The organism is Vibrio sp. 10N.261.55.A10, assembly GCF_041470825.1.
Taxonomy (GTDB): Bacteria; Pseudomonadota; Gammaproteobacteria; order Enterobacterales; family Vibrionaceae; genus Vibrio; species Vibrio crassostreae_C.
Window position 1 is genome coordinate 1 of record NZ_JBFRNC010000028.1, and the last position, 17,020, is coordinate 17,020.

Annotated in this window: 13 protein-coding genes; 5 read left to right on the plus strand and 8 right to left on the minus strand. The window is 44.9% G+C overall.

Features of this window, described 5'->3' with window-relative positions:
- Positions 1-185 precede the first annotated feature (185 nt).
- Both AB4274_RS08330 and AB4274_RS08335 read right to left on the minus strand, forming a co-directional pair.
- Positions 186-377 carry a hypothetical protein gene (locus AB4274_RS08330; protein WP_372111669.1) on the minus strand — a complete coding sequence of 64 codons (192 nt, stop codon included), beginning with the start codon at positions 375-377 and terminating at the stop codon, positions 186-188.
- Between the two features lie 148 nt (positions 378-525).
- Positions 526-1,494: an alpha/beta fold hydrolase gene (locus AB4274_RS08335; RefSeq protein ID WP_372111672.1), complete on the minus strand. Its 969-nt coding sequence runs from the start codon at positions 1,492-1,494 to the stop codon at positions 526-528.
- A 284-nt stretch (positions 1,495-1,778) separates the two neighbouring features.
- Between AB4274_RS08335 and AB4274_RS08340 the strand changes: the two genes are divergently transcribed.
- A complete protein-coding gene (locus tag AB4274_RS08340; RefSeq protein ID WP_017072401.1) occupies positions 1,779-2,786 on the plus strand; it encodes an AraC family transcriptional regulator in 1,008 nt (335 codons plus the stop codon).
- 56 nt (positions 2,787-2,842) lie between these two features.
- Here AB4274_RS08340 and AB4274_RS08345 read toward each other — a convergent pair whose 3' ends face one another.
- The 3 genes from AB4274_RS08345 to AB4274_RS08355 form a co-directional block, all read right to left on the minus strand.
- The gene (locus AB4274_RS08345; RefSeq protein WP_029235518.1) at positions 2,843-3,505 is read right to left on the minus strand and encodes an OmpA family protein; all 663 of its coding nucleotides are present in this window, start codon (positions 3,503-3,505) and stop codon (positions 2,843-2,845) included.
- 188 nt (positions 3,506-3,693) lie between these two features.
- A complete protein-coding gene (locus AB4274_RS08350; RefSeq protein WP_017081815.1) occupies positions 3,694-4,917 on the minus strand; it encodes an HlyD family secretion protein in 1,224 nt (407 codons plus the stop codon).
- On the minus strand, positions 4,918-5,238 hold the full coding sequence (locus AB4274_RS08355) for a hypothetical protein (RefSeq protein ID WP_017072398.1): 321 nt from the start codon (positions 5,236-5,238) through the stop codon (positions 4,918-4,920).
- 636 nt (positions 5,239-5,874) lie between these two features.
- Here AB4274_RS08355 and sstT point away from each other — a divergent pair.
- Positions 5,875-7,089, plus strand: a complete 1,215-nt coding sequence (gene sstT, locus AB4274_RS08360) for a serine/threonine transporter SstT (RefSeq protein ID WP_372111674.1) — start codon at positions 5,875-5,877, stop codon at positions 7,087-7,089.
- 211 nt (positions 7,090-7,300) lie between these two features.
- Here the strand turns inward: sstT and AB4274_RS08365 are convergent, their stop codons facing one another.
- From AB4274_RS08365 to AB4274_RS08375, 3 genes are all read right to left on the minus strand, one after another.
- Complete coding sequence (locus AB4274_RS08365) at positions 7,301-8,536, minus strand: tetratricopeptide repeat protein (protein ID WP_102462182.1); 1,236 nt, start codon at positions 8,534-8,536, stop codon at positions 7,301-7,303.
- Between the two features lie 306 nt (positions 8,537-8,842).
- Entirely contained in the window at positions 8,843-9,445 is a 603-nt protein-coding gene (locus AB4274_RS08370; protein ID WP_086968722.1) for a response regulator transcription factor, read from the minus strand.
- Between the two features lie 11 nt (positions 9,446-9,456).
- Positions 9,457-11,328 carry a PhnD/SsuA/transferrin family substrate-binding protein gene (locus AB4274_RS08375; protein ID WP_372111677.1) on the minus strand — a complete coding sequence of 624 codons (1,872 nt, stop codon included), beginning with the start codon at positions 11,326-11,328 and terminating at the stop codon, positions 9,457-9,459.
- Positions 11,329-11,549: 221 nt separating this feature from the next.
- Here AB4274_RS08375 and dsrO point away from each other — a divergent pair, with 221 nt between their 5' ends.
- Genes dsrO through AB4274_RS08390 form a run of 3 tightly spaced genes read left to right on the plus strand, consistent with a single transcriptional unit; the run spans position 11,550 to position 16,638 of the window.
- Positions 11,550-12,386, plus strand: coding sequence for a sulfate reduction electron transfer complex DsrMKJOP subunit DsrO (gene dsrO / locus AB4274_RS08380; RefSeq protein WP_017064229.1), 837 nt, complete (start codon positions 11,550-11,552; stop codon positions 12,384-12,386).
- Positions 12,383-13,531 (plus strand): NrfD/PsrC family molybdoenzyme membrane anchor subunit, encoded by a 1,149-nt coding sequence (nrfD, locus tag AB4274_RS08385; RefSeq protein WP_017064228.1) that lies wholly within the window; start codon positions 12,383-12,385, stop codon positions 13,529-13,531. The genes dsrO and nrfD overlap by 4 nt, the downstream gene beginning before the upstream one ends.
- Positions 13,532-13,545: 14 nt before the next feature.
- A complete protein-coding gene (locus tag AB4274_RS08390) occupies positions 13,546-16,638 on the plus strand; it encodes a tetrathionate reductase subunit A (RefSeq protein WP_372111680.1) in 3,093 nt (1,030 codons plus the stop codon).
- Positions 16,639-17,020 lie beyond the last annotated feature (382 nt).

A 17,020-nucleotide genomic window follows, 5' to 3' on the forward strand; every position in this document is an offset into this window, starting at 1 on the left:
GCTTCGTAATCTTGCCCTGACGTCCGAGTGACGAGTTTCACTCCAATCACGTTAGGAGCTCCATTTTCGTCTATATATAGCGAGACGTTTAAGGGGATGCCTAACGTACTCAAATGCTCTTTATGTACCAGACTCGACTCTAAAACAGGATCGTGAAACATAATTGTCAGCGAGGGCAAAAGCGGCTATTCAGCTTGATTAGCAAACCTAGAATATTCAAACGCGATAGCATTTAACAACTGAGGTAAGTCTTTAATATTTTGTTTATTAATTTCGATATAATCATCAACGAAGTGGTCTTTTTCTTCGGCTAACTTATTGATAGAACAACCTAATAATAGAATACAACTTAGCGCTAAAAGGGTTAGCTTCTGCATTTACCATGCCTTGATTAGTTTTAGATAAGGGATGAGGATAGAAGTGGTAAAAAGCTCGAAAGGCGCTCAATAAATCGACATTCACTTTTATTGAGCATGAACCTTCTCGTAGTTCCATTTCAATCATATTTACTCAGTCATTTAACTGTTATTGCGTCTTATCAATCCAATATTTCACCATTACCGAAAACTCTTGATACCTATCTTGATAACAAAAATGACCACTGCCTTTGAATACTGTTAACTCAGCATTCGACATACGTTTAGCTAAACGTTCTCCATTATCGACGTAAAGAATTGCATCGTTTTCTCCCCAAAATATCTGAGTGGGTAACTCTATTTTATCGAGCAATGGATCAACCGTTGCTAGACTTTTTGGGTAGTCTTTAAACCATTGCATGACGGCAGGAATTCGATTGCGATAAGAAGCAATATAGTCGGAAATCTCTTCTTGATTGGGGCGATAGTTCGTATAGCAAACCTTGATACAGCCTTGAACTAAAGAGCCAGCCCCTGTCACTTTAAAAACAGTGCGCCAAAACGATGAGTCGACCATTTTTCGGATGGCGCTTGCATTTGACGAAGGATTAATTGCTGGACCATCGCCTATCAATAAACTTTTGACATCATTGTCATATGTGCCCACGTAGTAAACGATCGCGGGCATACCAACGTCAGGCCCCAATAAATGTGGTTCTTGAATATCCAAATGATTTAAGAATTCTTTTAAAAAGTCGCCTTGAGCCTTGAAAGACATGTATTCAATCCCGCCCGCACTGCCGCCGAACCCAGGCATATCGTAAGCATATAGGTTGTAGTATTCAGCCAACCCACTCCAGATAGGGGCATACGCAAGAATGCTTTGAGGAAAAGGGGAAAGCATCACAAGAGTCGGTTTACCAATCGCTTCAGAATGTGCGTATCGAATATCGACACCATTTATCTTGGTTCGCTTTATTGGCATGGATGGTGTCGTTTCAAATGTTGGGAACATTGGATAGTCGTTTTTTCTTCGCAACTGCTCCAAGCTTTTATATTCAGAAGTCAATAACATCAGTGCCGATGCGTTAATACGATCAAACACGCTAATTTTTTCTATCTTAGGAGTATGTGTCATTAATTAATCTCTATTTAATTCTCTGAAGTTAAAAGACGCTGAAACCATGATTAAAAATTTCCATCCAATTTATTTCTGGTTCTCAAAAATAGTATTGGGGTTTACTCAACTCAGTATTTACAGCTATCAATAATTGTAGTTAACACCATTATTACTAATATTATCGCCACTACTTTACCGATATATTTGATGTTAACTAACATCGTTGGGGTCTGTTAAAACTCGTTAAATTACGTCATTTATGCTATGTTTATGACCTAATTCACAGAGGTTTGGATGGATGAATGACTATCAACACAACTTACTTTATAAGGGTAAATAGCCTGATGAATTTGTATTACAACGTATGTAATCAATATTATTCAGATCCAATCTCCCCACAGACAATTCCCCAATCCGCGTTTAATCACACAATGAACCTGTTGCCCATTTCTGAGGTATTTCAGCTTTATGAAGAACTCGAATGCTATACAAAAAATCCAAACTTTATGCTCGAGGCTGTGCGCCATTTCCGGGTCGAAGACTTGGGCGGATTAGGCCAATGGATGTTCTCTGGTCATGACTTAATGTCGACGATAAGAAAGGTAAATTACGGCATGGGGTGTATTCAATCCGGTGCTTTTTGGGTTGCTGCACCTGCGGGGTCTATCATCAAGTGGACTTACAACAATCAGTATGATGCAGAACACTTAGACGTTCATGACAGTATTAGAGTCGCTGTTTTGATGTCAAAAATATTGAAAAAATACCTTGGGGCAGACTTTGCTCCGATGCGCGTACTACTTTCAGGAGAGCGTGCGGATGAGAAACTATATCAAGATTATTTTGGCTGTGATGTCGCGTGGAATCATCATCAAACAGAGATCTGGTTTCATTCCAGCTTACGCTTGGCAAACCTGGCTGATAATCAAGATACCAAGCAAACCTTTTCGCTGAATTTTGAGGATTTGGACCGATGTTTAGACATGCCCGATCCTAGCGATGACACTAAGTTAGTTTATGAAGCCATCAACTACTCATGTCATTTTGGTTTACCGACACTCGAAAGAGTATCGAACCTGTTGGGCCTATCAATTCAGCAGTTTCAACGTAGATTCCATAAATATGGCCACAACTTTACCGAAATGTGTGGTTTTGTCTTAAGCAACAAAGCGGTCAAAATGCTAAGCCAATCAATACCAGTCGAAGAAGTTGCAAGCAGTTTAGGGTATAACCATCTCGATAGCTTTACGCATATGTTTAAGAAGCATCGAGGCATGACACCCAAGCAATATCTCAAATCATTGGAATAAAATAAAACATCCGCAGAGTGTCTCTACTTGCGGATGAGAAAGGTTGCATCACCTCGCTAGATGGCTTGGATACTGATCTCGACACGGCGATTGCAGGCTCTTCCGTCTTCGGTTGCATTGTCACAAATAGGGTAACGTTCACCAAGGCCGCTGGTACTGATTCGTCCACCTTTCACTTTTTGATTCACTAAGTAAGCTTTTACTGAATCAGCACGTTTCTCAGACAACTGCTGATTAGAAGCATCATTGCCAGTACTGTCGGTATAGCCTTTGATCTGCAAATACGAATCTGGGTACTCGACCAATATTCTCGCAACACCATTCAATGAATTGTATACCGTCGCTTCAAGTAGGTATTCACCAGAGCGAAAACCGATGCCGTTTTCCATCACCAACACTAACTCATTTTCACCAACACGCTTTACTTGAACGCCTGAATCTAGCAACTCCTGACGCAAAGCTTCCTCTTGTTTATCCAGTGAGTAGCCGACTCCTCCACCGATGAGACCGCCAGCCGTTGCCCCAATTAACGCTCTCTTTTTCCGTTCTTTTGAATTATCTCCAGATAGGAGACCAATCGCAGCACCAGACAAAGAACCAATCGCAGTCCCTTTTGTTGTGGAATTCGTTTCCATCTCACCAGTCGTTGCGTCCTGACGTTGAGTCGCCTGACAGCCCACCAAGCTCGTTAATAGCAACAGAGAGATAATAGGTTTAATGCATCTTTTTATTTCAGAAGATATGAATAGCATAAATATATTCCAGTTAAATTTAGACTTTCGATTAAATATTCACTGAATAGCAAACATATTAAAATTACAGACCACGACTGTGGCCCGTAATTTCATTAATAATCTTATTTTTAATAATTCGGAATTAAATAACCGAATTAACTCTGGTTCTAGATCTAGAAAGAGTAGAAGTAGTAGAGCTGCGACTTCATACGTAAAATGATTCCACGTATTACATCAAGAAACGCCATAAGCTCTGTTGGCTTTTCTCCGCTAATCCAAGCTAAACCAACCGAGCCGACTGGTACGCTATAGCCTTCAGGTTCAAAGACTTTCAACCTAACAAAGTGATGTTTGTTTTGTAGGTTCTTGCCTGTCGTAGAGCGAACATTCTGGTCAAAGCCAAGCAAGTTACTTTGCGCTTCGCCGGTTGCTTCAATAATACCTTCAACCTCTGCCGTGAATACTTTCCCTGGATAAACTGGCGTTGTAAATTCAGCCAATTGACCCGGTTTAACATTTCTAATCGCTTGATGATTCACTCTCATCAATACGTATTTCTCGTTGGTGTACATCTGCAATCGTGGAACTCTAGAAACAAGCTGACCTTCACGAAGAATAAAGTTAGTCACAAAGCCATCAGCGGGTGCATAAATCTTGGTGCTATCAAGATCCCATTTTGCTTTATTCACCTTCTGAATTGTTTCGTTAAAGTCTGACTGACGGGATTCAACCGAGAGTTCCGCTTTGGTTATTTGTAGCTTGGCTTTCTCTACATCAGATTTCTTTTTGCTCAGCTGTGACTCAAGCTTGGCCACAGTGTACACAGCAGAATCGGCGACCGTTTGCTGGTTATCAATCATGCTTTCAGTGATCGTATTACGCACGACTCGGTTTTGTTCAAGATAACGCTTCAACGTTCTTTTCTGTAAGTCTCTATTTGACTGAGCAGCTGAAAGCTCACTTTGTGTCATTTCAAAATCATGTAACGCTGCCTGATAGCTGGATTCAGCGATTTTTACTTCTTCAGCCGCAGTGCTAACCGCTACGTTTGCCGAGTCGCGCGAAATCTTCGCTTGTTCATAAGCAATTTGATAAGGCTCGTTTTCAATCTCATAGATTAACTGCCCTTTCTCAATGCGTTGGTTAGGGGTGATATAAATCTGGTCGACCTTACCCGAGACATTGGTTGAGGTTGGGCGAAGCTGAATGTGAGGAGACTGCACCACAGAGCCTCCCGACAAATCCATTGGTGTATAGTTAATTAATCCTACCCACACAAATAACAACCAACCACTGCCTCCTAGATAAGCGAATGCTTTCGTCCCTGTGTTCCAAGGCATGCCAACAAGTCTTAATAAATAGATGAACAAACACCAAACCGCTAAACCTTCTAACATTTAGACATCCTCTGATTGATTAACTTGAGCCGGAGAATTCCATAAATCACGCAGTCGGATAATGGCTTTTTCAAAATCTACAAAAGCAATGATAATGGCGAGCACCCACACCCAGTGCCAAATGAAGCCAATCCAAGTGAGCGCGGTAATCAACCCTATCTGATGGTGGTCAGTCTTATGAGCCTTTTGAATAGGGATCTCGTGAAGCTTCCAAAAACCGAACAGGCCAGCCGCTATGGTGCTGATCAGCACGATAGCGGCTGCTATATGTAAAACGGTATCTGCAGAGGTCTCTACATAAGGGATACTGATTAAACTCATTGCTCATACTCTTGTAAATTAAGACCAACACAGGATATATGCCACCCACTTACAACGGCAATTTTAGATAAATTACGTCATATAAAATAACATGATGATATAAATCACCAGATAAGGTGTGCGATATATCAAAGTAGCAAGGTATTAAGTTCAGTAGCCTGACGCTATTAAGGAGAGCTGATGAGATTCACAGCTAACGCTGCTTAAGTAGGTGGGAATGCCGATAGAAAGATTAGATAACGACAAAACATGGCAAGTCATGCACCAACGTAGATTAAGCAAAGTAGGTGATGTCTATGATGTCTGTTGAAGTGGCTTTTTTACCTATACAAGTTTAGGCAGCTATTTCCGAACACAATGTTTTTATCAGTAATGGTTTACACACCATAAATACTAGAACATTAAGCCAATGGAACATTATTCAGCAGACTTATACCTCAACAAAAGCACAAAAATTTAACATTTAGCTCCAAAAGCACCACATGGCGCAAACAATCACCCTAAAAGTAAACTATTCCTAGACACCCTCTTAGATCCCGCTAATATGACCGCCCATTCCACTAGTGTATAGTTGGATTTGGTACAACTTTATAAAAAAATACATCACTATAATAAATTAACAATTGCAGGTATTTTATGCAAAATCACAACATGCTCGCCCGCATCGCTCGTGGAAATCTCGTTCTACAGATCCTTGCTGGTATTGTTTTCGGTGTCGTTCTCGCCATGGTTTCTCCTTCAGCAGCTCAAGATGCAGGCCTATTAGGTAGTCTGTTTGTTGGTGCTCTGAAAGCTGTTGCCCCAATTTTAGTATTCATTCTTGTTGCAGCTTCTATCGCAAACCAGAAGAAAGGTCAGCATACTCATATGCGTCCAATCATTGTGCTTTACCTGATTGGTACGTTCTCAGCTGCACTGACTGCTGTAGTAATGAGCTTCATGTTCCCAACCACTTTGACACTGGTTGCTGGCGCTGAAGGTGCTAACCCTCCTCAAGGTATTGCAGAAGTTCTTCATACGCTTCTATTCAAGCTTGTAGATAACCCAGTTAGCGCACTAATGAACGCTAACTACATCGGTATTCTTGCTTGGGCAATCGGTCTTGGTCTTGCTCTGCACCACGCATCAGCAACAACAAAAGCGGTTTTCGAAGACCTTAGCCACAGTGTTTCACACATTGTTCGCTTCATTATTCGTCTTGCGCCATTTGGTATCTTCGGCCTTGTTTCGACTACATTCGCAACAACGGGCTTCGATGCACTAGCAAGCTACGGTCAACTGCTAGCGGTTCTACTAAGCTCAATGCTGATCATTGCTCTTGTCGTTAACCCACTGCTTGTCTTTGTAAAGACAAAACAGAACCCATACCCACTTGTACTGCAATGTATTCGTGAGTCTGGTGTAACGGCATTCTTCACTCGTTCAAGCGCTGCAAACATCCCAGTGAACATGAACCTTTGTAAGAAGCTAGAGCTAGATGAAGATACTTACTCTGTATCAATCCCTCTAGGCGCAACCATCAACATGGCGGGTGCTGCAATCACCATCACTGTGTTAACGCTTGCAGCTGTACACACAATGGGTATTGAGATTGATATCTTCACTGCGATTCTACTAAGCCTTGTTGCTGCAATTTCAGCATGTGGCGCATCAGGCGTTGCCGGTGGTTCACTGCTACTGATTCCTCTAGCTTGTGGCCTATTCGGTATCTCAAACGATGTAGCGATGCAGGTTGTAGCGGTTGGTTTCATCATTGGTGTGATTCAAGATTCGGCTGAAACAGCGCTTAACAGCTCAACTGACGTAGTGTTCACTGCGGCTGTATGTAAAGCTGAGCAAAACAAAGCTTAACAGCTCTTGGTATTAGGCTTTAACTCTAAGCTCTAAGCTCTAAGCTCTAAGCTCTAAGCTCTAAGCTCTAAAAGCAAATAGCACACAAATAAAAAGGGAAGCATTCGCTTCCCTTTTTTGTTGTCTTGGTTTTCTAGATTACGGTTAGAAGCTATATAGATTTATAGCTTTAGTCATTCTTGTCTAACTCATCAAAGCTAACCAACACGTTTTAGTGGTTGCTTTTCCAGCTTGGATCCACTGTTGCCTGACTGAAGTCTAGAGAGTTAGGGCTTGCTTCTTTGTTATGCGTTGCTTGATCGCTGGATGACCCTTGATTCGCAGCACCGCTTGGCGTCGCCTGCTGGCTGTAATCGACGTTAGAACCTTGCTCACTCGACGCTTTGGTCTCTAAATGACTACCATCGACATTTAACTCCTCACCTTCTTCATCGGGCGCTTCTTTAACCTTCTTAGGGACAGGGACATTGCGTTTGTAGAGCTTGTTGAGCGCCTTAATGATTGAGTGCTTAGTGATTGCTTCTTGTGTCAGCTTAGTCATTATCGGTTTAGTCAGAGCCTGTAAGCCTACGACAGCATCCACACCAAGTTCCCCGCCGACTTTATCCCTCAAGTGCTTGGCTTCTGAGTAACCAAAATGAGCCGATAGAAATAGCCAGATATAAGCGATAGCGTTACCGTGTTCACCATGGTCAATCCAAGCTTCACCAGCTCTAAACATGGCTTCTGCACTGTTCTTTTCTGCGGCAGTTTCAAACCAGTACACCGCTTCGCCGTGATTCGGTTCAACACCCACACCGTTCAAATAACTCATACCAAGTTTGATCTTGCCGTCTAAGCTATTCTTTTCCGCGGCCTTTTGGTACCACTCGACAGAGCTTTCGGCAGAGTAGTCTGGGTTTTCTTTATCTAGACACCAGTCACCAATGAACAGCATCGCTTCAGTATTACCACCAGCCGCAGACTCTTCAATATAGGTATAACCCTTAGGGATGTTCTTATCGGTTCCGCGACCAAAGACAAGCGCTTTGCCCATCTCAAATTTCGCAGACACGTCATTGTCCAATGCGGATATCGCAAGCTGCCAAAAGTTGGCTTTTTCTCTTAAAATCAGGTCTTCTTTACGCTTCATGCTTAGGCGCACAATGCCGTACATGCCATTGATATTATCGAGTTGCGCTGCTTTGTCGTACCAATACAGAGCTTCCTTAATATTGTTACGTTCAGCTTCTTTTGCCAAATACAGTATCGACGGTACATGCCCAGTTTCGGCTTTGAAGTGACGCTCTTTTTGCTCTTGTATGCGCGCTTTTTCAATCGCTTTTCGGTAAGCGACAGCACGAGCCTTACGTTCTTGTTCCAAGCGCTGCTTTCTTAGCGATAAAGAGATCAGCCACACGGCGACAAGTATTAACGAAAGAGCCGTCGCACCAATTGCGATTCCCATTGTACTCATAAAATATTTTAACCTAACTCGGTTGATACCAGCCTCGGTGTCGAGGAGTTATCAACCTATAGTGAATGTTTCGAATTACAGGGAAAAGCGCCGTTATTAAAACGTTCCGCCCTAAAATGAACTCAGTTCAGTATCTCAGGAATACATAACGATAAAAAGTCTACTTAGACCTATCCGTATGCACTCCATAAATGGTGTGATCTTGCTTCAATATCGATTACTTATGAAGACTACCTTTCACCAAAAAATCAGTAGTAAAGGGAATGATTTTCCACTCTCTATCTCTTACACTTATGGTTAGGTAAGCTGCCCATAAATGTATGCCAACTCAGCGACCGTTTTCGCAGAAAACTTCTTCATCAAACTCGCTCGGTGTACTTCCACGGTTCTCATTGCGATGCACAATTCATCGGCTATTTTCTGGTTACGCTTACCGTCGATAATTTGTTTGAGAATGCCTATCTCACGCTCGGTTAATGATGCGTACGCTTGGCGATACACGTTCATGTGTAAGTGCTTTTCAGAAGCGTCCAAACCTTGTTTGATCGCCTCAGCTAACTCATTACCTTTAACTGGCTTTTGAAAGAAATTCACCGCGCCGGCTTGTAAGGCTTCAACCGCCATTGGCACATCACCGTGACCCGTCAGATAAATCACCGACAGTGGGCTCTGCGCTTTCACCATCAACTCATGAACTTGCTGCCCTCTCATCTCTGGCATGCGGCTGTCTAAAACCACACAACCCGGTGCACTCAAATCCACTGAGTCTAAAAAACTGGGGCCATCTTCAAAAGCTGACACAGTGAAATCATGCTCTTCTAATAAGAACACCAACGAATCGCGCATCGACTCATCGTCATCAACCACATAGACAGGAAGCCTTTGATGAAGTTCAGACATAACAAGATTCCTTATGAATCATTTGAAAGAGAGAAAGGCAGTGTCACCGCAACATGACATCCATGTGGGGTAAGTGACGTGATCGTCATTTGACCACTGTGATCTTCAATAACATCTTGGCAAATCGCGAGCCCAAGCCCCAAGCCATTTTCTTTGCTGCTCACAAAGGCTTGAGTCACTTCTTGTTCAGTGAAGTCTAAGCCCGTTCCGTTATCGATAATCGACAACGTTATTTTATCCGGTTGATACTCGGTAATCACTTTAATTGTCGCTGGCTCACTGTTTTTGTTATCAATATCAGACGCAGCGCTTTGTTCGCGATGCATCTGAGCATTACATGCATCAGTCGCATTGTTGATCAAATTTACAACTACCTGCTGCAATCCGACAGGGTCAACATGTAGCTTGATAGGTGCACCCACAACATAACGTTCAATGGTTATCTTGTGCTTCTGTAATCGGAATTGCAGTAACTCAATGGTGTCTGTAAGTAGCTGCTCGATATCGGTCTGAGACTTCTCTGATGAGCGCTTTTTGATCATGTTTCTCAAGCGCTGGATGATTGCATCTGCACGGTCCACTTGAGACTGGATCTTTTCAAATACAGGCTCTATATCGGTCAGCGGTTTGTTCTTCGAAATCCGCAGTAAACCACCTTCGCTATAATTCCGAATAGCTGCCAAAGGCTGATTAATCTCGTGTGCCAAGCTACTTCCCAGTTCACCAACTACCGCGATACGTTGTGAGTGCTCTAGCTGTTCACTCTTACTTTTCAGCTTGTACAGCGTCGCTTCTAGTTGCTTTTTGCTGCGACTGAATTTGTATTCTAGCCAGAAGTGGTAAGCATTCAGAGACACGACAAGAATAAAGAACGCCCATGCCCACTGTTGATTGTACTTGAGCCAGATTAACGCTTCTTTCCACCAAGGTTGTTGCAGTGGATGCATGTCGAGTTGTTGATATAGCTTGTCGATCGCCAGCAAGCTTGTCGGTGACGTCCAACCCGATGCATTCGCTGCAATGGCCGGTGCGCTGCTCTTAGGCATCGCAAATAATACCTGACTCATCTGTTTGGCCAGTGCCGAAGAAGCCCGCTCTGTTTTGGCGAACGACCAGTTGGGGTACAACGGCGTAGACACTTGGCATCGGAATCCTTCTGGCGCTTGATTCTCGATAATTCGATATTGCCCCGCCACCAGCAAACCTTCACTGATCATGTTCTCAACTAAACAGCTTGGTACGACAGCCGCTTCAATGTGCCCTTCACGTAGTTGATACAAGCTGGCGTCGATCGGGAAACCTAAAAATTGGGTGTTAGAGAAAAAGTGGTTGGGATTAAGCCCTTGTTGCATCACTTGGTAACGCATAGTGAGGTAACCACCAAAAGCATTTTCAGATACTGCCGCAATCGGCTTACCGCTGAGTTGTTCGAGAGAGATATAAGGCGACATTCTTCTCACCACCAAGGCGGAACCAATGCTGCGTGTATTACTAGTGTCTTGAGCTTCAAAGTTATGACTGGTCATGGTTGCCATCCAAGAAAGCGCATACTGGCGTCCTAATCGAACCGCCTGACCGGGGTTGGTGATGACAAAGTCGACCTCAACACCTTTTACCGCATCAGCCATCTCTTCTAAGTTGAAAGGCTTGAGAACAAAGTGTTTGCCGGGAATGCGCTCCGACAACCAATCCATCGTCGGCTGCCAACGCTGCTGCGCGGAAAGCTTGCCTCGAATAGCCAGCACACCGACCTCAATCACCTGTTCCGACTCAACAGTGTTTGATGTTGTAATCTCTTGCTCCGCTTGAGCGGCTAAACAGATTCCTGCAGTTAGACTCAACCAACAAAGGCTAACGATTGATATTAGGTTTCGGACTGTCACTAAAATCTCTTTCTCCACACTGATGGCATGTTCACACTCGAATAACGCATTGACGACACGTTAAATAGAGCCTTTAAACAAAGCATAACAGCTAGATTAGTAAAACCACATTTGTTCTAGATCAACTTTGATCTGGGTATGTGGAAATCCACAATACCTCGTGAACGGTCAAAAACTGACAATGAGCCTAACAGATCGAATACCCATTTATAGGTACCTCTATGGACTCATTGAAAAGACGGTTTCTCAGCCAATTCGGTAAAGTTTCCGCCGGCGCTGCGCTCATTCCCATTGCCGGAATCAACACCGCAGTCGCCAGCACAGCCATTCGCAATAACAACCAGCCTGACCGCAAGGGCGAAGTAGGTAAACGCTACGCCATGGCGATTGATTTGCGTAAGTGCGTTGGCTGTCAGGCATGCACTGTTGGCTGCAGCGTTGAAAACCAAGCACCAATTGGCCAATTCAGAACCACCGTAAAACAGTATGAAGTCTCCCTTGATGATGGTTCGACTGCTCAACAAGACGTGAAATCTTTCATGTTACCTCGTCTCTGTAATCACTGTGACAACGCTCCCTGCATCAAGGTTTGTCCAGTTCAAGCGACCTTCCAACGCGAAGACGGTATTGTCATGGTCGACAACGAACGCTGCGTAGCCTGTGCTTACTGTGTTCAAGCTTGTCCTTACGATGCTCGTTTCATTAATAACGACACCCTTACCGCAGACAAATGCACCTTCTGTGCACACCGCCTTGAAGACGGCTTACTGCCTGCTTGTGTAGAAACCTGTGTCGGTGGCGCGCGTGTCATTGGCGACCTTAAAGATCCAAACAGCGAGATCAACCGTCTGCTCAATGAAAACCAAGACGACATCAAGGTGCTTAAGCCAGAGCAGAATACCAACCCCCATGTTTTCTATATCGGCATGAACGAGCGATTCGTTAGTCACATTGAAGGCCAACCTGCGATTTATGATCCAGCCGCCATCGATAACTCATCCTCTAGCAAACAAGAATTGGCAATCGCGACACAAGGCAAACAAGGAGAGACAGCATGAATATCACTGAGGTGTTAGTCCCCGCTCAAGAGATCGCTTGGCTACCGTGGGCGGTTCAATATTTCTTCTACATAGGTTCAGCCTACGCGGCCGCTATTTTGTTCTTGATTGCACTGATCTTTAAAAACTCAACCAGTCACCAATTCCGTTCTGCCCTTGTGCTTGTGATGGCCATTGGCGCGATTGTTGGACCATTAGCATTAACCGGTGACTTGCACCAACCCGGACGTGCGTGGCACTTCTATGCTCATATTACGCCTTGGTCATGGATGTCATTGGGCTCTTTGTTTCTACCTTTATTTTCTGGTCTGGCTGTCACGACGGCTTGGGTTTACCTGCGTGACGACATCGCACAGCTTAAACAAAGTGAAAACCCATTTCTAAAACGTTTGTCTTGGCTGACGCTAGGTAAATGGCAAATATCATCAAAGCTGATGATTGCACTCGCTGCTGTGACGGCTATTTCGGGCCTAAGCATCGCGCTTTATACAGGCGCAGAGATTGCGATTTTGGCGAGCCGACCGCTTTGGCATCAACCGGCTTCTCCACTACTTTGGTTCACTACCGCATTCTTTGCTGCAACGGGTTTAACGCTGTTGATTTGGGCTCTTCTGCCTTCAAGCAAGCCAAGCTTAAAACCAACAGACCTAGCTCTGATACAAAGAACCATTACCTTAACGGGTGGCCTTGCCATCATTCTCACGTCGATTTGGGCATCTAACCATGGTCACTTCAGCCTGTATGAGAATGACGCTTGGGGCATCAATTTAGGCATCATGACCACCAGCATTTTGCTGTGCATGATCTTGGTTCTACCACTGCAACGCCTGTCGCAAAGTAAGCTAGGAATTATCTGTGTTGCGCTTGCGACCATAGTTTCTGCATGGGCGGTACGTTGGGTCACCATGATGGAAGTTCAAACCATTCCACGTTTCGATGTTGGCCCATTCCCTTATGAACTGCCGATGGGTAGCGCAGGATTACTCGGCATTGTTGGTATGTGTGGTCTTTGGTTAGCACTTGCATTGTTCGCCTCTGAGATCGTGTCTACTGGTTCTACACGAACAACTGGTTCTGCACCAAAGACAACATCGAAGCCAAACCAAAATACACCTTCACCACTTAACCGCTCACATAGCTTGTAGTCTGAGGAATCATCATGGATAACAAACGTCGTCAATTTTTGAAAACAGGCCTTGCTGCCGGTGGTGTTGGAGCTTTTGCTGCAGGTTATGCGACAACCACAAAACACATGGTTCACGGTGCTATCGATGGCACCGCGGGTAAGAAAACCAACCACATCCATCACGGTAATTCGCTAGAGACGGAATACAGTGTCGATGAGCAAGGTAAGATCTCGCCGAATCCAAACCAACGCGTTGCACCATCAATGTGTTTTGGTTGCTGGACACTGTGTGGCTTGCGTGTACGTATCGATAATCGCAATGACGAAATTTTGCGTATCTCGGGCAATCCCTACCATCCGCTATCAAGTGATCAGCAAATCCCGTTCAAAACACCGGTAAAAGACGCCTACATTGGCTTGTCTGGAGAATCCGGTATCAACAATCGTTCGACAGCCTGCGCCCGTGGTAATGGCATGTTAGAGATCCAAAACAGCCCATACCGAATCACTCAACCCTTAAAACGTGTTGGTAAACGAGGTGAAGGCAAGTGGGAGCCGATCAGCTACGAGCAACTTATCTCTGAGATCACCGAAGGTGGTGACTTGTTCGGTGAAGGCAAAGTTGAAGGCTTGCGATCGATTCGCGACATCGAAACACCACTCGATCCAAATAATCCTGAATACGGACCGAAAGCGAACCAGTTATTGGTGACCAATGCAGGTAATGAAGGTCGTGACGACATCTTGAAGCGCTTTGCATTTAACAGCTACGGCACACGCAACTTTGGTCACCACGGCTCTTACTGTGGTTACGCGTTCCGTGCGGGTTCAGGTGCGATCATGAACGATCTAGACAAGTTCTCGCACTTAAAACCAGATTTCAACAACGCAGAGTTCATTCTTTTCATCGGTATGTCTCCGGCTCAAGCGGGTAACCCGTTCAAGCGTCAAGCAAGACAATTGGCTGAGGCTCGTACCAACGGAAAACTCAGCTACACCATAGTGACACCAAGCCTTCCAGCAGGATCGTCAAGCCTTGCGGCGGGCGATCGCAATAACTGGCTACCGATCAAACCGGGCACCGATTCAGCATTAGTTCTTGGCATGATCCAATGGATCATCGAAAACCAACGCTACAATCACGACTTCTTGTCTCGCCCAAGTGCGCAAGCGATGCAAAAAGCAGGCACCACCCACTGGTGCAATGCATCTCACCTCGTGATCAGTGACGAGTCGCACCCACAAAATGGGCGTATGCTTCGTGCATCGGATATAGGGTTGCTAGAAACAGGCGAACCGATGTCTGACGATGACGGATTTATCGCACTTGATGTGACAACGTCACTATTGGCATCACATATTCAGGTGAATGAAGCGGCTCTGTTCGTCGATCAAGACGTAGAAGTTGATGGCCAGACTGTTCGTGTTAAGTCTTCTCTGCAAAGATTGAAGGAAGAAGCCTTCAAATATGACCTTGCATACTACAGTGAGCAGTGTGAGATCCCGCAGGACCAAATTATTGCGCTAGCGAAACGCTTTACCAGTTACGGGACGAAAGCAGTAGTGGATACTCACGGTGGCAACATGCACACCAACGGCTTCTACAACTCGTTCTCTATTCTGATGCTGAACGCGCTGATCGGTAACATCAACGCGAAAGGCGGTGCGATGGCGAAAGCGGGCGGCTACCCGACTTCGGTTGCAGGTCCTCGTTACGACTTTACCAAGTTTAAAGGTAAGACTAAGCCTCAAGGTGTATTCTTGTCCCGCAGCAAGTTCCCGTATCAAAAAACTAGCGAATACAAACGTCGCGTTGCCGCAGGCGAGTCACCTTACCCGACCCGCGCGCCGTGGTACCCAATATCAGCTCCGCTTTTAACTGAGCACTTATCAGCTGCGATTGACGGTTACCCTTACCGTGCAAAAGCGTGGATCAACCACATGGCGAACCCACTATATGGTGTCCCAGGCTTAGACAACCTGCTAGGCGAGAAGCTTAAAGATCCCAAACAGCTTGGCTTGATCGTGTCTATCGATGCCTTTATCAATGAAACGACTGCCTTATCGGATTACCTAGTGCCAGACACAGTGACCTACGAGAGCTGGGGCATGGCAACACCTTGGCATGGTGTCGCGACCAAAGCGATCACCGCTCGTTGGCCGATTGTTGAGCCTAAAACTTCCCGCACTCAAGACGGACGTGCCATCAACCTAGAGAACTTCTTTATTGATCTAGCGAAAACGCTTGGCCTAGGTGGCTTCGGCGACAACGTAATCAAAGACAATCAAGGTAACTGGCACGGTATTCATAGCGCTGAAGACTTCTACCTGCGCTCGGCTGCTAACTTAGCGTTCGTAAAAGGTGGCGTGCCGAATGTGGATGCGGAAGATATTGTTTGGTCTGGTCTTGAGCGCCTAGTGCCTGTGATGAACAAAACGCTCAAGCCTGAAGAGATGCTCAAAGTAGCGTATATCTTTGCGCGTGGCGGCCGTTTTGAAGACGCAACCAATGCGTATACCAATGAAACCATGAAGTACAAATGGACCAAACCATTGGCTATCTGGAATGAAAAGCTCGGTACTTCTCGCAACACCATCAGTGGCGAGCAATACATGGGTTGCCCTACATGGTATCCACAAAAACTCGCGGACGGAACGCCACTAGCAGAGCAGTTCCCAGCAAAAGAGTGGCCGTTCACCCTAACCAACTTTAAATCCAACATTCACAGTGCGGTCTCTAACTTATCACCACGCTTAGAGTCGATCAAAGGAGTGAACCCAATTTACATTCACCCGCAAGACGCCTCTTCTGCTGGTATCAAAACAGGCGACGTATTTGCCATTGAAACACCGAGTTCAACCACACACGCGTTGGCGATGGTGATTGATGGCATCAAACAAGGCACATTAGGCTTTGAACACGGCTTTGGACACAAAGAGCTCGGTGAACGCGCACACTGGATTGGTGACGGACAACAACCAGTGAAGATGAAGTCGAACGATGGCGTTAACATCAATGATATAGGCTTGATTGACCCGACGAGAGAAGGCAAAGGCGTCATGTTAGATTGGGTTGTAGGAGCAGCAGCAAGGCAAGCGCTTCCGGCTAAGATCTACAAGGTCTAGCTTAAACTCAGCAAGCTATAACTTAATCACTGATTCAAAACACTTCCTTATCTGATTTGCAGATGAGAACACAACAGGGCAACTTCGTCATTCGAGGTTGCTCTGCTTTTTCGTCCCCTTGATCTAGAAAAGCAGCCTATTTGGATAAACGTCCAATCTACATAAAGTACCCAATCTAGATAAAGCATCCGCTCTAGATAGAGTAATCAACCCAAAGCCATTAGGTAATCTTCATTTCACCACAACTTTTTTAGCCCGCATCCATAAAGCAGCTATGCTTATACAATCGGTGCCATAAAAGAGCCTTAACAAGCAGTTATACCGAGGCGAACATGGCAGTTCCCTTGCATTTCATAAACGGCAGTTGGATCAACCTATAGAA